At 43.6% G+C, this 16,107-nt stretch carries 17 protein-coding genes; all 17 read right to left on the bottom strand.

The features are described from left to right. Positions 1–5: 5 nt before the first annotated feature. Positions 6–995 (bottom strand): glycosyltransferase, encoded by a 990-nt coding sequence (locus HQ865_RS11985; RefSeq protein WP_173415120.1) that lies wholly within the window; start codon positions 993–995, stop codon positions 6–8. 37 nt (positions 996–1,032) lie between these two features. After that, positions 1,033–1,950 (bottom strand): glycosyltransferase family 2 protein, encoded by a 918-nt coding sequence (locus tag HQ865_RS11980; protein ID WP_173415119.1) that lies wholly within the window; start codon positions 1,948–1,950, stop codon positions 1,033–1,035. Between the two features lies 1 nt (position 1,951). Further along, positions 1,952–2,932, bottom strand: coding sequence for a hypothetical protein (locus HQ865_RS11975; protein WP_173415118.1), 981 nt, complete (start codon positions 2,930–2,932; stop codon positions 1,952–1,954). Positions 2,933–2,940: 8 nt separating this feature from the next. Further along, on the bottom strand, positions 2,941–3,960 hold the full coding sequence (locus tag HQ865_RS11970; RefSeq protein ID WP_173415117.1) for a glycosyltransferase: 1,020 nt from the start codon (positions 3,958–3,960) through the stop codon (positions 2,941–2,943). After that, the gene (locus tag HQ865_RS11965; RefSeq protein ID WP_173415116.1) at positions 3,927–4,937 is read right to left on the bottom strand and encodes a glycosyltransferase family 10 domain-containing protein; all 1,011 of its coding nucleotides are present in this window, start codon (positions 4,935–4,937) and stop codon (positions 3,927–3,929) included. Before HQ865_RS11965 ends, HQ865_RS11970 begins: the two co-directional genes overlap by 34 nt. Beyond that, complete coding sequence (locus HQ865_RS11960) at positions 4,938–5,834, bottom strand: glycosyltransferase (protein ID WP_173415115.1); 897 nt, start codon at positions 5,832–5,834, stop codon at positions 4,938–4,940. A gap of 3 nt (positions 5,835–5,837) precedes the next feature. After that, positions 5,838–7,376: a hypothetical protein gene (locus HQ865_RS11955; RefSeq protein ID WP_173415114.1), complete on the bottom strand. Its 1,539-nt coding sequence runs from the start codon at positions 7,374–7,376 to the stop codon at positions 5,838–5,840. A 2-nt stretch (positions 7,377–7,378) separates the two neighbouring features. Next, positions 7,379–8,086 carry a glycosyltransferase family protein gene (locus tag HQ865_RS11950; protein WP_173415113.1) on the bottom strand — a complete coding sequence of 236 codons (708 nt, stop codon included), beginning with the start codon at positions 8,084–8,086 and terminating at the stop codon, positions 7,379–7,381. A 3-nt stretch (positions 8,087–8,089) separates the two neighbouring features. Continuing rightward, positions 8,090–8,839, bottom strand: coding sequence for a glycosyltransferase family 2 protein (locus HQ865_RS11945; RefSeq protein ID WP_173415112.1), 750 nt, complete (start codon positions 8,837–8,839; stop codon positions 8,090–8,092). Positions 8,840–8,845: 6 nt separating this feature from the next. After that, positions 8,846–9,739 carry a glycosyltransferase gene (locus HQ865_RS11940; protein WP_173415111.1) on the bottom strand — a complete coding sequence of 298 codons (894 nt, stop codon included), beginning with the start codon at positions 9,737–9,739 and terminating at the stop codon, positions 8,846–8,848. Next, complete coding sequence (locus tag HQ865_RS11935; protein ID WP_173415110.1) at positions 9,736–10,905, bottom strand: glycosyltransferase family 4 protein; 1,170 nt, start codon at positions 10,903–10,905, stop codon at positions 9,736–9,738. Before HQ865_RS11935 ends, HQ865_RS11940 begins: the two co-directional genes overlap by 4 nt. Then, the gene (locus HQ865_RS11930) at positions 10,902–11,486 is read right to left on the bottom strand and encodes an acyltransferase (RefSeq protein ID WP_202020471.1); all 585 of its coding nucleotides are present in this window, start codon (positions 11,484–11,486) and stop codon (positions 10,902–10,904) included. The genes HQ865_RS11935 and HQ865_RS11930 overlap by 4 nt, the downstream gene beginning before the upstream one ends. A gap of 4 nt (positions 11,487–11,490) precedes the next feature. Next, positions 11,491–12,429: a glycosyltransferase family 2 protein gene (locus HQ865_RS11925; RefSeq protein ID WP_173415109.1), complete on the bottom strand. Its 939-nt coding sequence runs from the start codon at positions 12,427–12,429 to the stop codon at positions 11,491–11,493. Then, entirely contained in the window at positions 12,422–13,267 is an 846-nt protein-coding gene (locus HQ865_RS11920; protein ID WP_237073810.1) for an alpha-1,2-fucosyltransferase, read from the bottom strand. The genes HQ865_RS11925 and HQ865_RS11920 overlap by 8 nt, the downstream gene beginning before the upstream one ends. A 67-nt stretch (positions 13,268–13,334) precedes the next feature. Then, positions 13,335–14,123, bottom strand: coding sequence for a family 6 glucosyltransferase (locus tag HQ865_RS11915; RefSeq protein ID WP_173415107.1), 789 nt, complete (start codon positions 14,121–14,123; stop codon positions 13,335–13,337). Next, the gene (locus HQ865_RS11910; RefSeq protein ID WP_173415106.1) at positions 14,120–14,842 is read right to left on the bottom strand and encodes a class I SAM-dependent methyltransferase; all 723 of its coding nucleotides are present in this window, start codon (positions 14,840–14,842) and stop codon (positions 14,120–14,122) included. The genes HQ865_RS11915 and HQ865_RS11910 overlap by 4 nt, the downstream gene beginning before the upstream one ends. Further along, a complete protein-coding gene (locus tag HQ865_RS11905; protein WP_173415105.1) occupies positions 14,839–16,107 on the bottom strand; it encodes an ABC transporter ATP-binding protein in 1,269 nt (422 codons plus the stop codon). The genes HQ865_RS11910 and HQ865_RS11905 overlap by 4 nt, the downstream gene beginning before the upstream one ends.

Here is a 16,107-nt window from a genome sequence, read left to right as displayed (position 1 = left end):
AAAATTTAGCTTTGTTCAACTCTCGCAACAATACGGAGGTATTCACCAGCACATTTCTCAAGCGTAAGATTTTCAAGTATATAATGGCGCGGACTAAACTTATTATTGGCAATGCCTTCTACAAAAGCGCCAAGTTGCGTTTCGAAATTATTTATGCCGTCAAACTTTAGCCCGCAGCGTTCGTCCCAGTAGGGTACCGAACTCACCGGCCCAAATTTAATGACCGGGTAGTAGGATGGATCCTGCCAATAACCGCCACGGTCCCAGGCCAGCACCGGCACATTAGCCGACAGCATTTGCTGATAAGCAAAGCCTTGTGTTTCGCTTGCTGATAAAAAGATGGCGGCCTTACATTGGTCGAGCGCGTTTTTAAGATCAGGGGGATTGTAATAACCGTAACGTAATATTTGATAACTAAGCTTACCTGCCTCTAATGTCGCTATAACCGGTTCTAAAAGCTCCGGCACATATTTATCCCTTTCCCAAAATATCTTATCGTAGATCAGAAAATCGCACTTTTTTTCGACAACAGGACTTACCGGCGACCATTTATCTGTATCGATGCCAGTTGGCCAGCCGGCAACTATATCGCCATAAAACGGCTCAAACATTTCCTTCATCCATGGCCCGGGTACCAGTATTTTTTTGATGTTCGGGAAACGCTCTAACAGATCAGGCTGAAGCGAGGGGTGAGGGAATACGCCCGCCCCAAAAACTATCGGGTTTTTCCACTCATGTTCAAACAGTACATGCGGTTTGCCGATAATACATGCCGTTTCTTCGGGATGCTTTTTAATATGGCGATAATCGTTAAAGCGATAGGGGACCCTCAATTTATCTAAACCCTGCATCAGGTTAAGTGCCACCATCATTACGCCACCGGGCCTGGTTTTGCCCCGTACTACACGGCGGATCAGTTTGCGTGGATACCTGTCGAAGGGTAACCAGCGGTCGGGATCGGGCTCTTCGTAAAATATGTTTAGTGGTTTATTCAATTTAACTGGCAGATAGTAGCATGTATACTGTAGTGCTTTACGGGCGGCGCAACAAGCGTAATAACTTTTCGGCACGGGTAAAGCCCAAACTTTTGTATAGTCGCGCTATAGTTAGGTTGTTGACTGGCCTATAGTCCGGGTTCAACTCGTATACCCAGTCATGAATTTCACGTCCGGTTTTAATATCTGTTTTAGCTACCCAATGTGCCAGATGCCATAAATTATTACACGCGGCGTTTTTGTGCCTTTGTGTAAGTTGTCCCTTAGCCGCCAGTATATCAAAGCTTGTTTTAAATATCTTGTAAAAAGCTAAATGGTTGGCGGCAGCCTGCAATTTTGAAGGTTGCTGTAGCCTTAAATTGCTATGGGTACGATGCGCCAAAGCAGGTGTATTAATATACCCCGTTTTAGGCTGATGTATGGCTGTTTCTATGATAAATTTACGGTCGTCTAAAGCGCCGTATTCCTGCCGGTGCGGAATGTGGGCAATAAAATCCCTTTTAAACAGGTAGGCGCTATAATGCGATGAATCGCACTCGCCCAATTGCTGGGCCAGGAAATCGTCGCAGATGGTCCACGGGGTTTCGCCGATCATTTGCTCATCTTCACTATACAATTGGTAACCGGCGCATACAATATCCAAATCGTAAGTTTCGGCCTGGTCAAACAACTGTTTGGTTGATCCGGGCAGCAGCCAATCGTCCGAATCTAAAAACCGTACGTATTTGCCTCTGGCTATAGCGAAACCTTTGTTAACAGCCCAGTCTTTACCCGCGTTGTCCTGGCGTATGCTGATCACATCTTTTTGCTGTTGTAACCAGTCCCATGTACTGTCGGTGCTGCCATCATCAATAACAATAATTTCTGCTTGCAGCGCTGTATCCCGGCAAGAGTTTACTGCTTTGGGCAAGCTCCACAAACGGTTATATGCCGGTATGATGATGCTTACATCCATGTTAATCAATTATCCTTTCCGATTTCTTTATGGCACGGGCTCCAAATAAGGAATGGTATACCGGGCGAAAGATGTTTTTGAGAACCGTTACTGTTTTGAAAGGGATGGTTACCCGGAAAAACGTTATCAACCGGGCCAGCCAAACAGGTAACTTATTTTTAAATAAATAACTAAGCAGCAATGATTCTTTTATATAGGGGATTTTTTGATTATGGTGGCCAAGATAATGCACAATAGCCGGTTGTGCACGGGTTAAATGCCATTGCTGCTGGTATAAAGGGTGGCCGGGTTTATTATACAGTTCGGCTTGTCCTTTTAACAGGCGGGATTTAATGCCCGATTTGAAATTGACAAATTCAGCTAAAATGCTCCCATCGTCAGGAATGGGTTTTTGCCCGTTTAACTCCATGGCCAGTGCCATCAGCACTTCGTCGTTAGGGCGGTTACGTAAGCGCACGAAACCAATTTCATCATATTGTTTTTCAAGATCCCTGGCTGTTTGATACACTTTTACAGCCGCAGGGCCATTCTCTAAATAATAGATGCCGCCATTAAATTTAGGCAGGTGGGGGACGTTAAACCTACGGCAAACAGCCGCTATGTCGCCAAACCACTCGCCGTTTGAAATATAATTACCGGTTACAGAAACACTGTGCCCTTTAAATTTATCGAACACCGGGCTTAGGTTACTGTAAATTATGCAGTCGCTGTCTACAAATAAAGTTTGGCCATTACCGGCTAATTTATCCAAATGCAGTTTGGGCGAAAAACCTTCACCCAACTCGCCCGGCTTTACATTGATCACCTCTATCTTCGGCTTGATATCGGCCGCGATATGATCATCAGGAAGGTCGGTAACCAACTGAAAGGTAATGCTGCTGTCATGGTGCCATAAATAGAACGAACGAGCCAGGGTAACTGCCATATCAAGGTACAATTTTTTGCCGGTGGCTATGGTTAAAACGTAACGCTTATCGGTCATGCAATGGTTTACAATTTAAACTTATGTTTTATATACTGCATGTATTTCACGCTTTTCCACCCTATTATTTCTGCCATTTTTTTATTTAAGCCATGATGATAGGGGTTAAACTTCATGTTGGGTGCTAACAACCAGGCATTTTCCTGCGCTTCCTTATAAAGGCTTTTATAATACGGGTAAAAGCTAAACGCATATTCCAAAAATAGCCGGGCTATGGCTGGTTTTGCCCGCTCGTCGGTTGTGGCAGAAAGCAGATGTTGGGCCTTTAGCAGGTTAGATTGCCATACCGCTTTGATGGCATCGTAATGTTTTTGGGCGCTCAAACTATTAGAGGATGTGAACTTGCGGTAATAGTTTATGCCCTTACGTGTATACCTGATGCCTTTTGATGCCAAAACCATCCGGCAAAAAAATTCGCCGTCATCGTCCGGGCTTCTCATCGGGTTCCATAAGCCGGCTTTATCAATCAATAACCTGGGGGTTAGCCAGGCATTTGGTTGTATCATGCCGCCATACTGAGGGCCATAGAGTTTGCCGCTGTAAAGCTTAATCAGGAAATCAGCAGGATCATCAGTGCCGGCAGATACCCATTCATGCTCCAAAGGGTAAGATAAATGATCGGTACCATCATGGAAATGCACGGTACCACATAAACCCAGGTAATGGTTACTGTTGCCTATTAAAGCCATTTGGCTTTCAATTTTATCAGGGCTGATGATATCATCCGCGTCAAGGAACTGGATATACTGGCCGACAGATTGTTTTAAGCCAAAATTGCGAGCTGCGGCAGCCCCGGAATTACGCTGTTTATATATTTTAATTATTTCATTATCAAATTTTTGAATGATATCAACTGACCGGTCTGTTGAACCATCGTCGACAATAATGATTTCTTTATTCGGCCAGGTTTGATCCAGCGCTGATCGTATAGCTTCAGCAATATACTGTTCGGCATTATATAGCGGGATAATTATGGAAACTAAAGGGGTATCCATCAGGCTTTCCCTCCCGAAAATATCTCTATCCATCTTTCCCTTAACGAAATACCTTGCGGTACCTTATTATCATTAAACCAGGGCTGCTGCAACATGGCTATGTATTTTTCCGGACTCGTATCCAGGTCGATGATCCGTTCAATTAGTGAACTGAAATCAAGCTTGTTGAACTGTTGCTTCATCTTTAACTCCCTGCCAATTGCTTTCAGTTTGCGCTGTACCCTGTTTTGGGGCGATCTATAAAATGCGGGCCTGATATCTTCAAAATTACATTGCGAGTTTCTCTCCAACCAGCGCACCAGCGTTGTGTTGTTTACGTCGGTATAGTCGGGGGTGTTTACAAAACTTTTTGTATTGAAGATATCGCCTATGAACGGGTCGCCGCAGTAGATGGGGATACTTTGGCAAAGCATGGCATCGTACAGCTTTTCGGTTTGATAACCCGGGTAAACATAGTTTTCAAAAGCGATAGTAAATTTATAAGGCGACAGGAAGTGGTGTTTGCTTGTCCACAGGTCTTCGCCCGGGCGGCTATCTATCGATGGCATATTGTTCATGCTTTTGCCCGGCGCGTCTATTTTTTTGTATTTAGATAATTGCCGGAAAAACTCCTCGCGGTAGGGCACCCGGTGCGAATACAGGAAGTTGCAAAACTTATTCTTCGATGCCAGGATTTGCTCAGCATCCACATTCTTTTTAACCAGATCTTCCGGGTTTAGGTTATGCCATTGTATCCGTTTGTACTTAGGGTTGTTTATTTCCTGCTCACGCGGGATGCCAAAGGCCCATTCACAACTATCAAGGTCGGGTATCACATTCTCGCAAAAATAACCGATACGCACATATGGGCCGGGGGCAGGAACATCGTTGCCGTAGGGGCCGAAAAAAATGAAATCGGGTTGATCGCTTTCTTCAAACTCAAATTCGTCCAGCACAATGTTCAGCACCTGGTTAATGATGATCTGGTAATTAACCCCGTTTTGAAATTTGATGCGGATCTTTTTCTTCATTTATAAAATAAAATCACCGCTGCGCGATTGGTTATAAGCTTCAAGATGATGGTACAAACTGTTGTATATTTCTTTTAATTCAGGATCGCTAATTGCTTTGAGTTGATTGACATCAGCGTAGGGATCATATTTCTTGTGGAACAATACTTTACCAACGGCTATCTTAAGTTCAGAGTAAAGCGAAATGTCGGCCCGGTCGCCAAAGTATTCGTACTTCCGCATACCTATTTTGCCCTCGCGCTTTAGCCTTGCTTCGCTGGTTTTTGAGGTTACATTACCTGGTGTACCTACCGAAAGCGAATTATAGCCGGTATAGTATGCGATATTGGCCCTTAACCACGAGCAGCGCAGCGCATATTCCCAATCCATCATGCTAAATTGTGTATCGAACAAGCCCAGGTAGCTTAAAGCACTTTTGCGGATAAGCATCGAAACATCGCTGAATGTAAAGCTTTTAACCTCTCCATTTTGCCATTTTTTATACTGCTCCAGGCGATTAGCTTCTGTAATGGTTTGGGGTGTTAGTATATTGGTGGTAAGGCAGTTGGATATGCATAGGTCAACTTGCGGATTAGCCAGCATATAGTTTTTGCACTGGCGAATAGCCGTATAATTGTACACATCGTCGTCTATTATCTTTTTAATAATAGTGCCTTTGGCCATCAACATGGCTTTGTTCCAGCCGTGGGCCTGGTTGTTGTCGGGTTCCGAAATAAACTGGTGGATGTGCCCCTCGTTAAACAATTGCTGCAGGTACTCTTTTGCACCGTCGGTACTATCGCCATCTACCACAACAATCTCTTCGCCGGGCTGCAATTCATTCAGCAAGCGCTCTAAAGTGATCTTTAAAAGCGGCAGACGGTTACGGGTGGCTATTATATAACTCAGGCTGATCATGCTTTACTTAATGCTGAAACATCTTTTATGGTAATCGGCTACTACGTTTTTGTCCCGTTGGTTGGCGGAAGCGTCAGTATATATCTCGCCTGCAAAGCCACCATCTTCATCAAACGGAATAATGATAGCTTCCTCATGGGGAAACCGCGGAAAACTGTCGTGTATCATTACATCATCTTTGATCTTCGGGTAGATCATTTGTTGTAAAAATACCTGGTCTATACCGTAATTATTGGTCAGAACCACCTCCCTGGCATTTTTCTTTATGTTGATGCTATTCTTTTTTGCACCCCATAAGCCACCCATAATTGCCGTATTGTGGTTTAAATGATCCCTGATGACATGGAACGTTTTACCCGATGCCTGCCATTGGCTAATCATCAAGCCTTCCCGGGCCGTGCAAACACTATCCAGATCGCGGATAATGACAGCTTCCGCATCTTTATCTTCAATAGCTAAAAAACGCCATAACATGTAGCGGGCATCCACACCGGCGCCTTGCATCATTATTAATTCGCAACCGTTATCCGTTAATAATTTTACCGATGGCTCGTCTACGTCACTTCCCACGTATACCCGGCATTTCCAACCGGGCAATATTTTATGGTACGATCGGATAACCTCGTCAAGATTTTGGGTATATCGCGCCGCATTGCCATATAGCGAAAATGAAATGATCCTGGTTTTTAGTCTGTCCAAATTCCGCGTCCCGGTTATGTTAAACAGGTTTTTATTCTGATAATGTTGCTTGCCGAAGCGATGGACCAACGCTTTCAGTGGCTTTTTGAGCAGGTAAAGTCCATAGACCTTTCCATTTGAGCCATGGTTAACGTATTCAAAAATATCCTTCAACTCCTTTTGGTGCGAGTGAAGCGGACGTACACAATGCGCGTCGATATATTTATTGCGCACCAGCCCCCATTTGTTGTACTGCCAGCGCCCACGGTCAATGCGGTTTTTAGCCATGGGGTTCCAACCGCGTTTAAGAAATATCACCTTACTTAGCAAGGGCGACCCATGCAGCTTTTTTGCAAAAAAAAGTTCATCGGTATCCCATTTCAAGTTAAGCGAATGCAGGTCTTTTATAAAATTTATAATGGTATTTAGATCAAGCCCATTGAGCCCTATTATCTGCTGAAAATATTTGCCCCTGGCTGCAATATAGCACATTGGGTATCGCAGCTCGTTTGGATGGGCGTCTGATGAAAAAACGATAATGTCATCATTATCATACTGCCGGATATTGGCCGAGAAGTAATTGATGCTGAGCGGCACCATATCAATATCTGCTATAATGGATACTTCTTCCGGAAAAAAGCAGGGGATAATAAACCGTATTACCTGCGCAATAAAGCCGGGGTCGATCCCCTCTATCTGCGGAAATTTGATAACCGTACCCTCGCCATGGTTAAGATTTAAACCCCCGATGGCAGCCACCGTTGGTTCGATCTTTATGTTACGCCAGCCCCGGGCTACAATGGGCCAAAACTCGTAATAAAGCGGCATTGGACTGGTTGCAACGATGGCGCGGTCAATGATCAATTTTAAAATTTTAAATTATGTAATGCCTGCATCCGTTTGATATCCAAACTTCTATTTGCCGACCTTAGTCGCACATGATAGATCAAATTATCGAAAATATGCTCCACCGTTTTATCTCCGGTTTGGTATATTTTTTCATCATCGGTATAACTCAATCGTATGGCTTTGTCGCTTATCGGGATGTGGTGATGGTTCATGAATACGCCTAAAGCTACATCGTCTATCGTGTCCTTTGGCACCTCATCCCTGTTATCAACTACCAGTTTTACTAAATCGGCTGATAAAAAATAGCCGGAACCGGAAGCAAAGCGATATGGTTTGCTCTGATACTCCCCATCACCAATTATACCGGCATAGAATTGTTCTTTTGGCATCCCCTCCAAAAAATGAAGAATATTTTTAAGACTGATGTATGAACCAAGATTGGTGCGGAAGATGTATTGAAATTGATAGTTGGCCGATACGTATTCAAAGGCTTGCAACGTTTTCTCGATGCATTCAAAATAGCCATCTTTGCAGGGGAGTGTTAGATCGTTGCCACGCATCAGGGCGCTTTTGTTTTTAAAAAGCTTCCGTTGGTTATCGGTATAAAAAATAACCTTGATACCCGGCTGCCCTATACTTGCCCATGTTTGCTTAATGGCCTTTTCCAACCTGCGATATTTGGCCGAACTGGAACACATCACTAAAATAATAAGCTTGTATTCCATGCGCTAAAGGCCTAAAAGCATTTTAAGTTTATAATAAGTCAGTTCGATACGATAGCGAATATATGAACGATGGTGCCATTTATAACTAAAGTACAACCGCGGTATCTGTGTAAGCTTTTGATGCTCTTTTTTATCCATGGTAACCCACGACCGGCTGCCCAAATGATCGACTATTGACCCCGGGATCAACCTGGTTATGATCTGATGCTTTTGCAGGGTTTTAATGTAATCATAGTCCGAATACCAAAAGGTAAGCTGCTCGTCGAGGGGCCCTGTGATATTAAACAACTCCCGCTTTACAAATATGCACCAACCGAACAGCACACCGTAAAAGCTATCCAGTTCGCAGTCCTCGCCGGTGTGGTTTTTATTCTTTATATAACCCGGCTGGTAGGGGTGCGCGCTGAGCAGGTTAGCATCTTCATCCATTGCTTTTAGCATAGCGCTTGCCCAGCCTTTGTGAAAAACCAGATCGTTATTGCAAAGGCATACATAAGGGCTGTTTGTTTGCCCGATGCCGATGTTGAGGTATTTATGAAAACCAAATTTTTCCTTTGGATAAATCGTAGTTGAATTTGGGAACTGATAAGGGAATAGACCTTTGTTCGATTCGATTACCACGACATTGAAATGTATCTCATCCGGATTTTCAGACGCTAAAACTGTTTGGATAGTTTGGTTGGTCAGGTCCTTTAAACTCTCATCCTTAGCGTAGCTGAGGATAATGATATCTATTTCAATTGGCTTTGCCATAAATTACTACGCGTAAAACGGCGCGCCTTTTTTAAACAAGTATTTATAAAGGAACTTTACAAAATATCCCGGCGTTTTTAAAAACAGGTACCCCTTTTTAAAGCTTAGCAAATACTTTATCGCTATACTGTATATCTGCCTGTTAGTGTAGCCATTGGCGGCACAAGCCAATATAAAGCTGTTTAATGTTTTGTATTCCAAGCGGCCGGTTTCGGCGGTGCTTAGTTTTAAGCAGGTAGCAGGTAAATGCTTCTCCCATTTTTTGTGAAATATCAGCGCGCTATCTATCCAGTCGCGGTTTACATTACCCATAGAATGGTGGCTGATCAGCACATCGTTAATGCACCACAAATTCCCGCCTGCCTGGTGTATCTGCATACAGATATCCGCATCGTAAAAATGGAAGCCTTTAAATGTAGCATCATCAAAACTAATTTGCCCGAACATGGATTTTCTGATGCAAAACCAAACACCATCCAGTATTACAGCCTGTCGCTTTACATCCGTTTGCCCGTTTGATTGTAATTGAGCATTTGACCCATCCCCGTTGATCTGCAAAATGTGCCGGTAAATAATGCCATTTCCCCACCAGGGGCCGGGCATAAAGGTACAATAGGGCGTGCCGGCTATGCCGATCGCGTCAATTTGATCGTCGGCAAAATGACCAACAACGGCATTGCCCCAGTTTGGGGTATGATAGGAGATGTCATCGTGCATAAAGCAAAGCGTGTTGTATTTACTTTGTTGCACGCCCCGGTTATATGCCTGGAAAATGTTGTATTGATTTTCCGAGTTATCGATAAGGATAACTTCATATTCAACACCGATGGTATCCGCAATATTTTGCGATAATGCCGCATCTAAACTTTTTGTTCGCGAACAGATAATAACCGATATCACGATACCTGTTTTTCTGCCAATCCGCTTATTAGCTTGTAAATATTTGGTGCTATCACATCTGTATTATATTTGCTCAATATCAATTCCCGGCCACGCGATCCAAATTGGTGTTTTAATTGCTCATCGGTATATAACTGATGTATATGTCGGCTAAGCGCGTCGATATCAAGATAGGGGGCCAGCAATCCCGCGCCCTGTTCTACTAATTCGGGTATACCGCCACTGTTTTCAAACGCAATGAGGGGCTTGCTTAAAAAAGCGGCTTCCAGCGCGATGAGCGGAAACGGATCCTCGCGCGAAAACACTACAAAAACGTCAAACTGCTTAATTGCGTCCAGTGGATTATTGCTTGGCGGGATGAACAGCAGCTTATCAGATACGCCACACTTCTGCGCATCAAAACGGATCATTTTGCCGTAGTTATTCTCGTCGTCGGCACCCAGCCAGGCAATTTTAAAATCCAGGTCGGGGTATTGTACCATTAATTTTTGCGCTAAGGGTACCATCAAATCGGCCCCTTTCCGCCATTCAGGCGTTCCGCCCGAGCCAATGATGAAGGTGTTATTATCAGCAGTTAGGGGTGGGGCTTTATCATTTACTGTCGCGGCAGTATCGATAAACTCATATTGCAACGCTACTTGCTCATCTTTTAATCCGTAGGTATTTAGCAAGTTCTCCTTTACAGCCCCCGATACGGCGATGATCTGATCGATCGGGGGCAAATTCTGCGATAAATAATCGTAGCTAAAACAATGGTTTAGCGCGTACGATAATTCGTGTATGCAGCAAATGGTTTTAGTATGATGCGCTGTTTTAAACGTGCCGAGCCATGGCAAACTGAGTGCGGTATTGCCATAAACCACATCATAGCCGTTTGCGGCAAGCTTAGCGGTTACCTTTTCAACAGGATCTACCGGTGAATTAAAAAGTTTCTTTTTGATACGATTGGGATAGCTGTACCGATCGGCTATTTCCTGCACCACGTAGGTTTTGCCTATTGCCTTAAATTCGGGTTTTAGCGGTCCATCGTTCAATAGCAGTATATCTAATTGCAAGGCTGTATTCTTTTTCAACCATTTCAGCAGATGCAACAACACTATCGGAGCACCGGTGCGGTAGGCTTCGTGACTGATGAATAGTGCTTTATATTGCTTTGCAGCCGTCAACGCAAGTCTGGGGTTTGGATGGTATAAGCGGCGTTTGCTTTAACAACCGTATTTGTGGGAATAGACTGGTAAATTAGGTTGTTTGCACCGATGATAACGTTATTGCCAATGGTTACGCCTTTCAATATGGTAACATTACTGCCTATCCAGCAGTTGCTGCCAATGCTTACCGGCGCGGTTTTAAAATGGCTTTTCTCAACTACCAGTTCCCCGTTGGTATAACTGTGCGCATGATTATGATCGTATATTTTTACGCCCTCGCCAAACATGGTGTTTTTACCAATATGTATCCTTTCAAGACAATTAACCGAACAGTAATTGTTGAAGAATACGTTTTCATCAATAATTAATTCCGCCCCAGCGAATAAAAGGATATGGCAGTACTTTTTAAAGTGAACATAAGGCCCAAATTTGATGGAAAAATTACCGTTGGGCAGGTTGGCCGTAAAGTATTCTTCAATGTTCAGGTGCTCTGTACCAGTGATATCGGCGTTTTGATAAATAACCTTCAGCCGGTTTTTTTCATGCAACAGCATCAGCCGGTTCATGATCTTTGTTAGCCAGTTATTTATTATTTGCATTGTACTAAGCGAATAAATTTTCGGTCTTAAAAGCAAGCCGTACCGGGTAGTTTGCGTTTTTCTTTAAGTTGTTTATCAAAAAGCGGACAATGTTTTGAGCCATTTTCTTCCAAAGTCCATCCGGTTTGCTGATCAGATACAGGGCTTCCTTAATTTTACTTTCACCAATCAGTTTACAAATAGTAATATTAAGAAAGCTTTTCAGGTTTTTCAACGCTGGGGCATCAAATAATTCCCTGTTAAAGTTCTTTACAAATACCACCGATTTTTCTAAATCCATCAGGTTGCTATCGTTCGACATATTATTGCCATGCCGCCTGTAATAGAATAGCCGGTCGGGCATACCATAAAATATCACATCGTTGCCTGCCAGCCGCAGCCAGTAATCCCAATCCTGGCAGGCTACAAATTGCTCATCCTGCCAGCCGGCTTTATCTAAATGCGTTTTTTTTACTAACACAGATAAGATAGGCACATAGTTGCCCTGATACAAGCGTTTATACATCTGAACCCCCGTAAAGCGCCCGGATACAGCGCCATATGGAAAATCGGTATTCATATCGCCATCGTTAAATATATACCCGTCAGAAAATACCAGCCCGATATCTGGATTGGTATTTATAATATCAATTTGCTTTTCCAACTTATCAGTTACCCACAGGTCATCTGCATCTAAAAATGCTATCCAATCACCGGTAGATGCCTTTATGCCGGTGTTACGGGCCGCGCTCAGTTTTTTGTTTTGTTGATTGATCAGCTTTATCCTTTTATCTGCAAGGGCATATTGCTGGGCAATAGCCCCGGTGCTATCAGTAGAACCATCGTTAACAATGATCAGTTCCCAGTTTTGGTAAGTTTGGTTAATTACTGTTTCAACCGATTCTGCCATATGTTTTTCAGCGTTAAACGCGGGCATAATAACGGATATCAATGGTTTAGTCATTCGGCAGCTTTATCCAGTTTGACGGCACAATATCGGCATCATCAAAGTAAGCGGACGGTTTGGCGAACCAGTTTTTGGGTGCGATCACTGTCTTTTCATTACCGGCACTTAGCCAGGCCCCCCACCAGCTGAAGCTGCTGTTGGCTATAATGTGATGTTTGCATTTGTTCATCAATGCCATATCCTGCCAGCTATCTGCACCCGGGTTATGGTGTACCAGCGTGGCATTTTTAAGGCAGGGGAGCAGGTTTTGCCCAACCCATTCCGGATCATCAGAAAAGATATAAAAATGCGGATCGGCCAGCTGCTCGTTTATCAATGTAGTGGCTTTTTTATAGTAGTTGATGGAACATAATCCATGTAATTCGTTAGTCGTTTTTGAACTCACATAATCACCCCGGCGAATGTGCATGCTTACCGGATTAACTTGCTGTGAAATTTCTGTAGCTATTTCCGCTGATTGATGATTAAGCGGCCGGTTGAAACGGAACGCCTGTCTCACCCGCTCTGCATTAAAATATTTCTCTGTTTGCCAAAAGCCCTCGAAATATGCAGGAGGCTTTACTGTGAAAACCTCACTATGAAAACGTAAGGATTTTTCACGATAAACGGTAGTATTATTAATGCCGGTTTTATTAAGCAGCCTTTGCAAGTTACCGGGGCGGAGAAATTTGCCGATCTGTTTTTCATCAGCGAGTTCTATGTCCTTGCTGAAAATATCCAATTCGTAATTTCTTAATGCCATATCGTGATCTGTTTGCCCGAAGACGGCATTATCTAAATATAACCTGCAATTTAATTTATGTGATAACGATAAGCCGAAAGCATACTGAAACATTTGATTACCAAGCCCCCCCTGTAGTTTTACAATGATCATCAGCAACTAAGCTTGTTCAATTAGCTTTTCATTTGTTCCCGGTACGAAGAATGTGTACCAAATTTTTAAAGCGTTGCATGACACTACGTTTTTTCTTTTTAGCCGATATATTCCTCAGGTAATCGTGCCCGCCGTATTTTTCCTTTTTTAAAATAAGCACCTTAGGTTCAAATGGCAGGTCAAAGCCTTCCGCGTATCCATAAGCGGGGGATAATATCTTTGGATTACGATCCAGCATGTATTTGTTCAGATGCGATTCATCATGCCATAGCGCTATCACGCCTTTATCCAGATCGGTGCGGATATTGTTTTTTAAGGTTTTGATCAATTGCAGGTAAGCATCGGTTTGGCCACCGTTAAAGCCGCCCATAAAGTAATATTGTCCCTGTCCGCTGGCGATAGATGCCAACGAATCCGGATTTCTGTCATATGGAAAAACGTCGTTTGTTTTATCCCAGTAACCCGGGTGTTTTACTACAAGCAAGCCTTCGTTGCCGTTTGCCGGTAGTATATCATCACTTACGGTATCGGTAAAAACAATGTTGGCATTCAGGTAAAAAAGGTAACCGCATTGCTGCAGGTATTCTTCCGCTTTCAGGAACATCTCGAACCTTAGCAAAGTGTTGTATGGCCAACCCAAGGTTTCCTGGTATATTTTTTTAATATTCGGTTTTTCTTCAGCGTAGATGCGGCTGGCATCTGTAAAAACAAAATAAATTTTTTTGTGGCCGGGTAAAAAATACTTTTCGGCTGAAGTATAGAACTTCTTCCAAAAGATATCGTATTTGCCGGTGCAGATGTAAAGTATGCCGATCATTTACTTTTTGCCACGATATAGCAATAGGATCCAATAGATGGGTGGTTTGGAGCGATACTGTTTACCAGTTTAAATATCCGGGTAAAAGCTCTCTTAACAACGCGGTAAAATATACTGTTTCGTTGCGCCTCATCCCAAAAAAAATTACCGGTATAGCCTGATGCGATGACTGTCATACCGGCACGTTCTAATTGCTTCTTCCACTTGCGCGGCGACATGCTGCTCACTACGTGCCTTTCCAGGTTTGGGTTATCTACAAGCCTGTGATATAAGTATTGAAACAAACCTTTGAAATTAGGGGTAGTGATAATTAAATATCCACCAGGTTTCAAAAACTCGGTATGCGCTTTGATAACCGCGGGCCAATTGGTAAAATGCTCAATGAACCCGAAGGATGCCACCACATCATATTTTACCTTGTCAAGATCCTCAAACCTGTTGTTCTCGAATTTACCGGTTGTATAACCCAAATTAGCAAGGGCCACTGGTAAGGCTGCCACACGGGGGGTAGCATCAACACCGTTAAGGGTGTACCCCATGTCGCCTAAAACACATAGAAATTGTGCTGGGTAACAACCTATTTCAAATGCATGACCGTTGGGTTGGGCCGGGGGGATGTAAGCCCTGATCACCTGTGATATTGGGTCGGTATCGCTGGCCTTGCGTATAGCAATATTTTCATAGCCGGCATCCCAATATTCCTGCGGGACAATATTCATATCAGCTCTATATTAACAGGTATCTGCGGCCTTATAATGCCTATCCATTTGCTGTGCCAATTTTCATCGCGTAATATTTCCTGTATCTCAAACTGAATGATCCTATTAAAGCCAGCCAAAACCACGCTGCGGTCTTTTATCAAATAAACGTTTATATTGTAAGTATTATCGTTTAACAGGTTTGCCGGGATAGTGCATTTTGCGCGGTATTTTCCTTGCGTGGTAAATGATGGCGAGGCCAGTTTAAATACACATAAGCCTTCGGGGTTGAAAACTTCTATGCCGATATTAACACTGTGCAGCCCGGCATCGATTGAAAATTCGATGCTTAGCGCCAATGCGCTGTCCAGCGTAAATATGTTTTCCCCGTAACTATCATTTCCCGTTTTTTTAATATCAGCACAAATAAACCGGGCAACTCCCGGTACTATGCCTTCATTATCAACCCATGTAAAGTGATGATTATCCTGCCTGTTTTGTTTCTGTAAGTAACTTTTAATAACAGTATCTACGCTTCCGGTTAAAGTAAGCAGGCCATTTTCCAGTAATAAACCGGTATCGCAAATATTTGATAAAGCCGTCATATTGTGACTTACAAATAAAACTGTACGGCCCTCGCCTTTGCTTACATCGTCCATTTTGCCCAGGCATTTTCTTTGGAATTCAGCATCACCAACGGCCAACACCTCGTCAACAATCATGATCTCGCTTTCCAAATGCGCCGCCACAGCGAAGGCCAGCCGCACATACATGCCAGACGAGTATCGTTTTACCGGGGTATCGATGTATCGCTCCACGCCCGAAAAATCTACTATCTCGTCAAACTTGCGTTTAATTTCGGCTTTACGCATGCCTAATATGGCCCCGTTCAGATAGATGTTCTCCCGACCCGTAAGGTCGGGGTGGAAGCCGGTGCCTACTTCCAGCAAACTGGCAATGCGGCCCTTTACTTTTACCGATCCGCTTGTTGGTGCCGTAACCCTGCTCAATATTTTGAGCAAGGTGCTTTTGCCTGCGCCGTTGCGGCCAATAATACCTACCGCGTCGCCCTGTTCAATTTCAAAGCTCAGGTCGTTCAGGCTCCATACCACATCGCTGCTGCTGGTTACTTCGCGATTATTGGTTTCGCCGATCTTTAAAAACGGATCCTCCTTACCCCGCATTTTCGCCCAAAAACGCTCCAGGTCACGCGATATTGTGCCGGTGCCAATTTCGCCTAACTGGTAAGCTTTGGATAGATGTTGGGCTTTAATTACTGGCGGCAT

This window comes from Mucilaginibacter mali, from assembly GCF_013283875.1.
In the GTDB taxonomy this organism is placed as follows: domain Bacteria; phylum Bacteroidota; class Bacteroidia; order Sphingobacteriales; family Sphingobacteriaceae; genus Mucilaginibacter; species Mucilaginibacter mali.
This window is presented reverse-complemented; position numbering and strand designations above follow the sequence as displayed.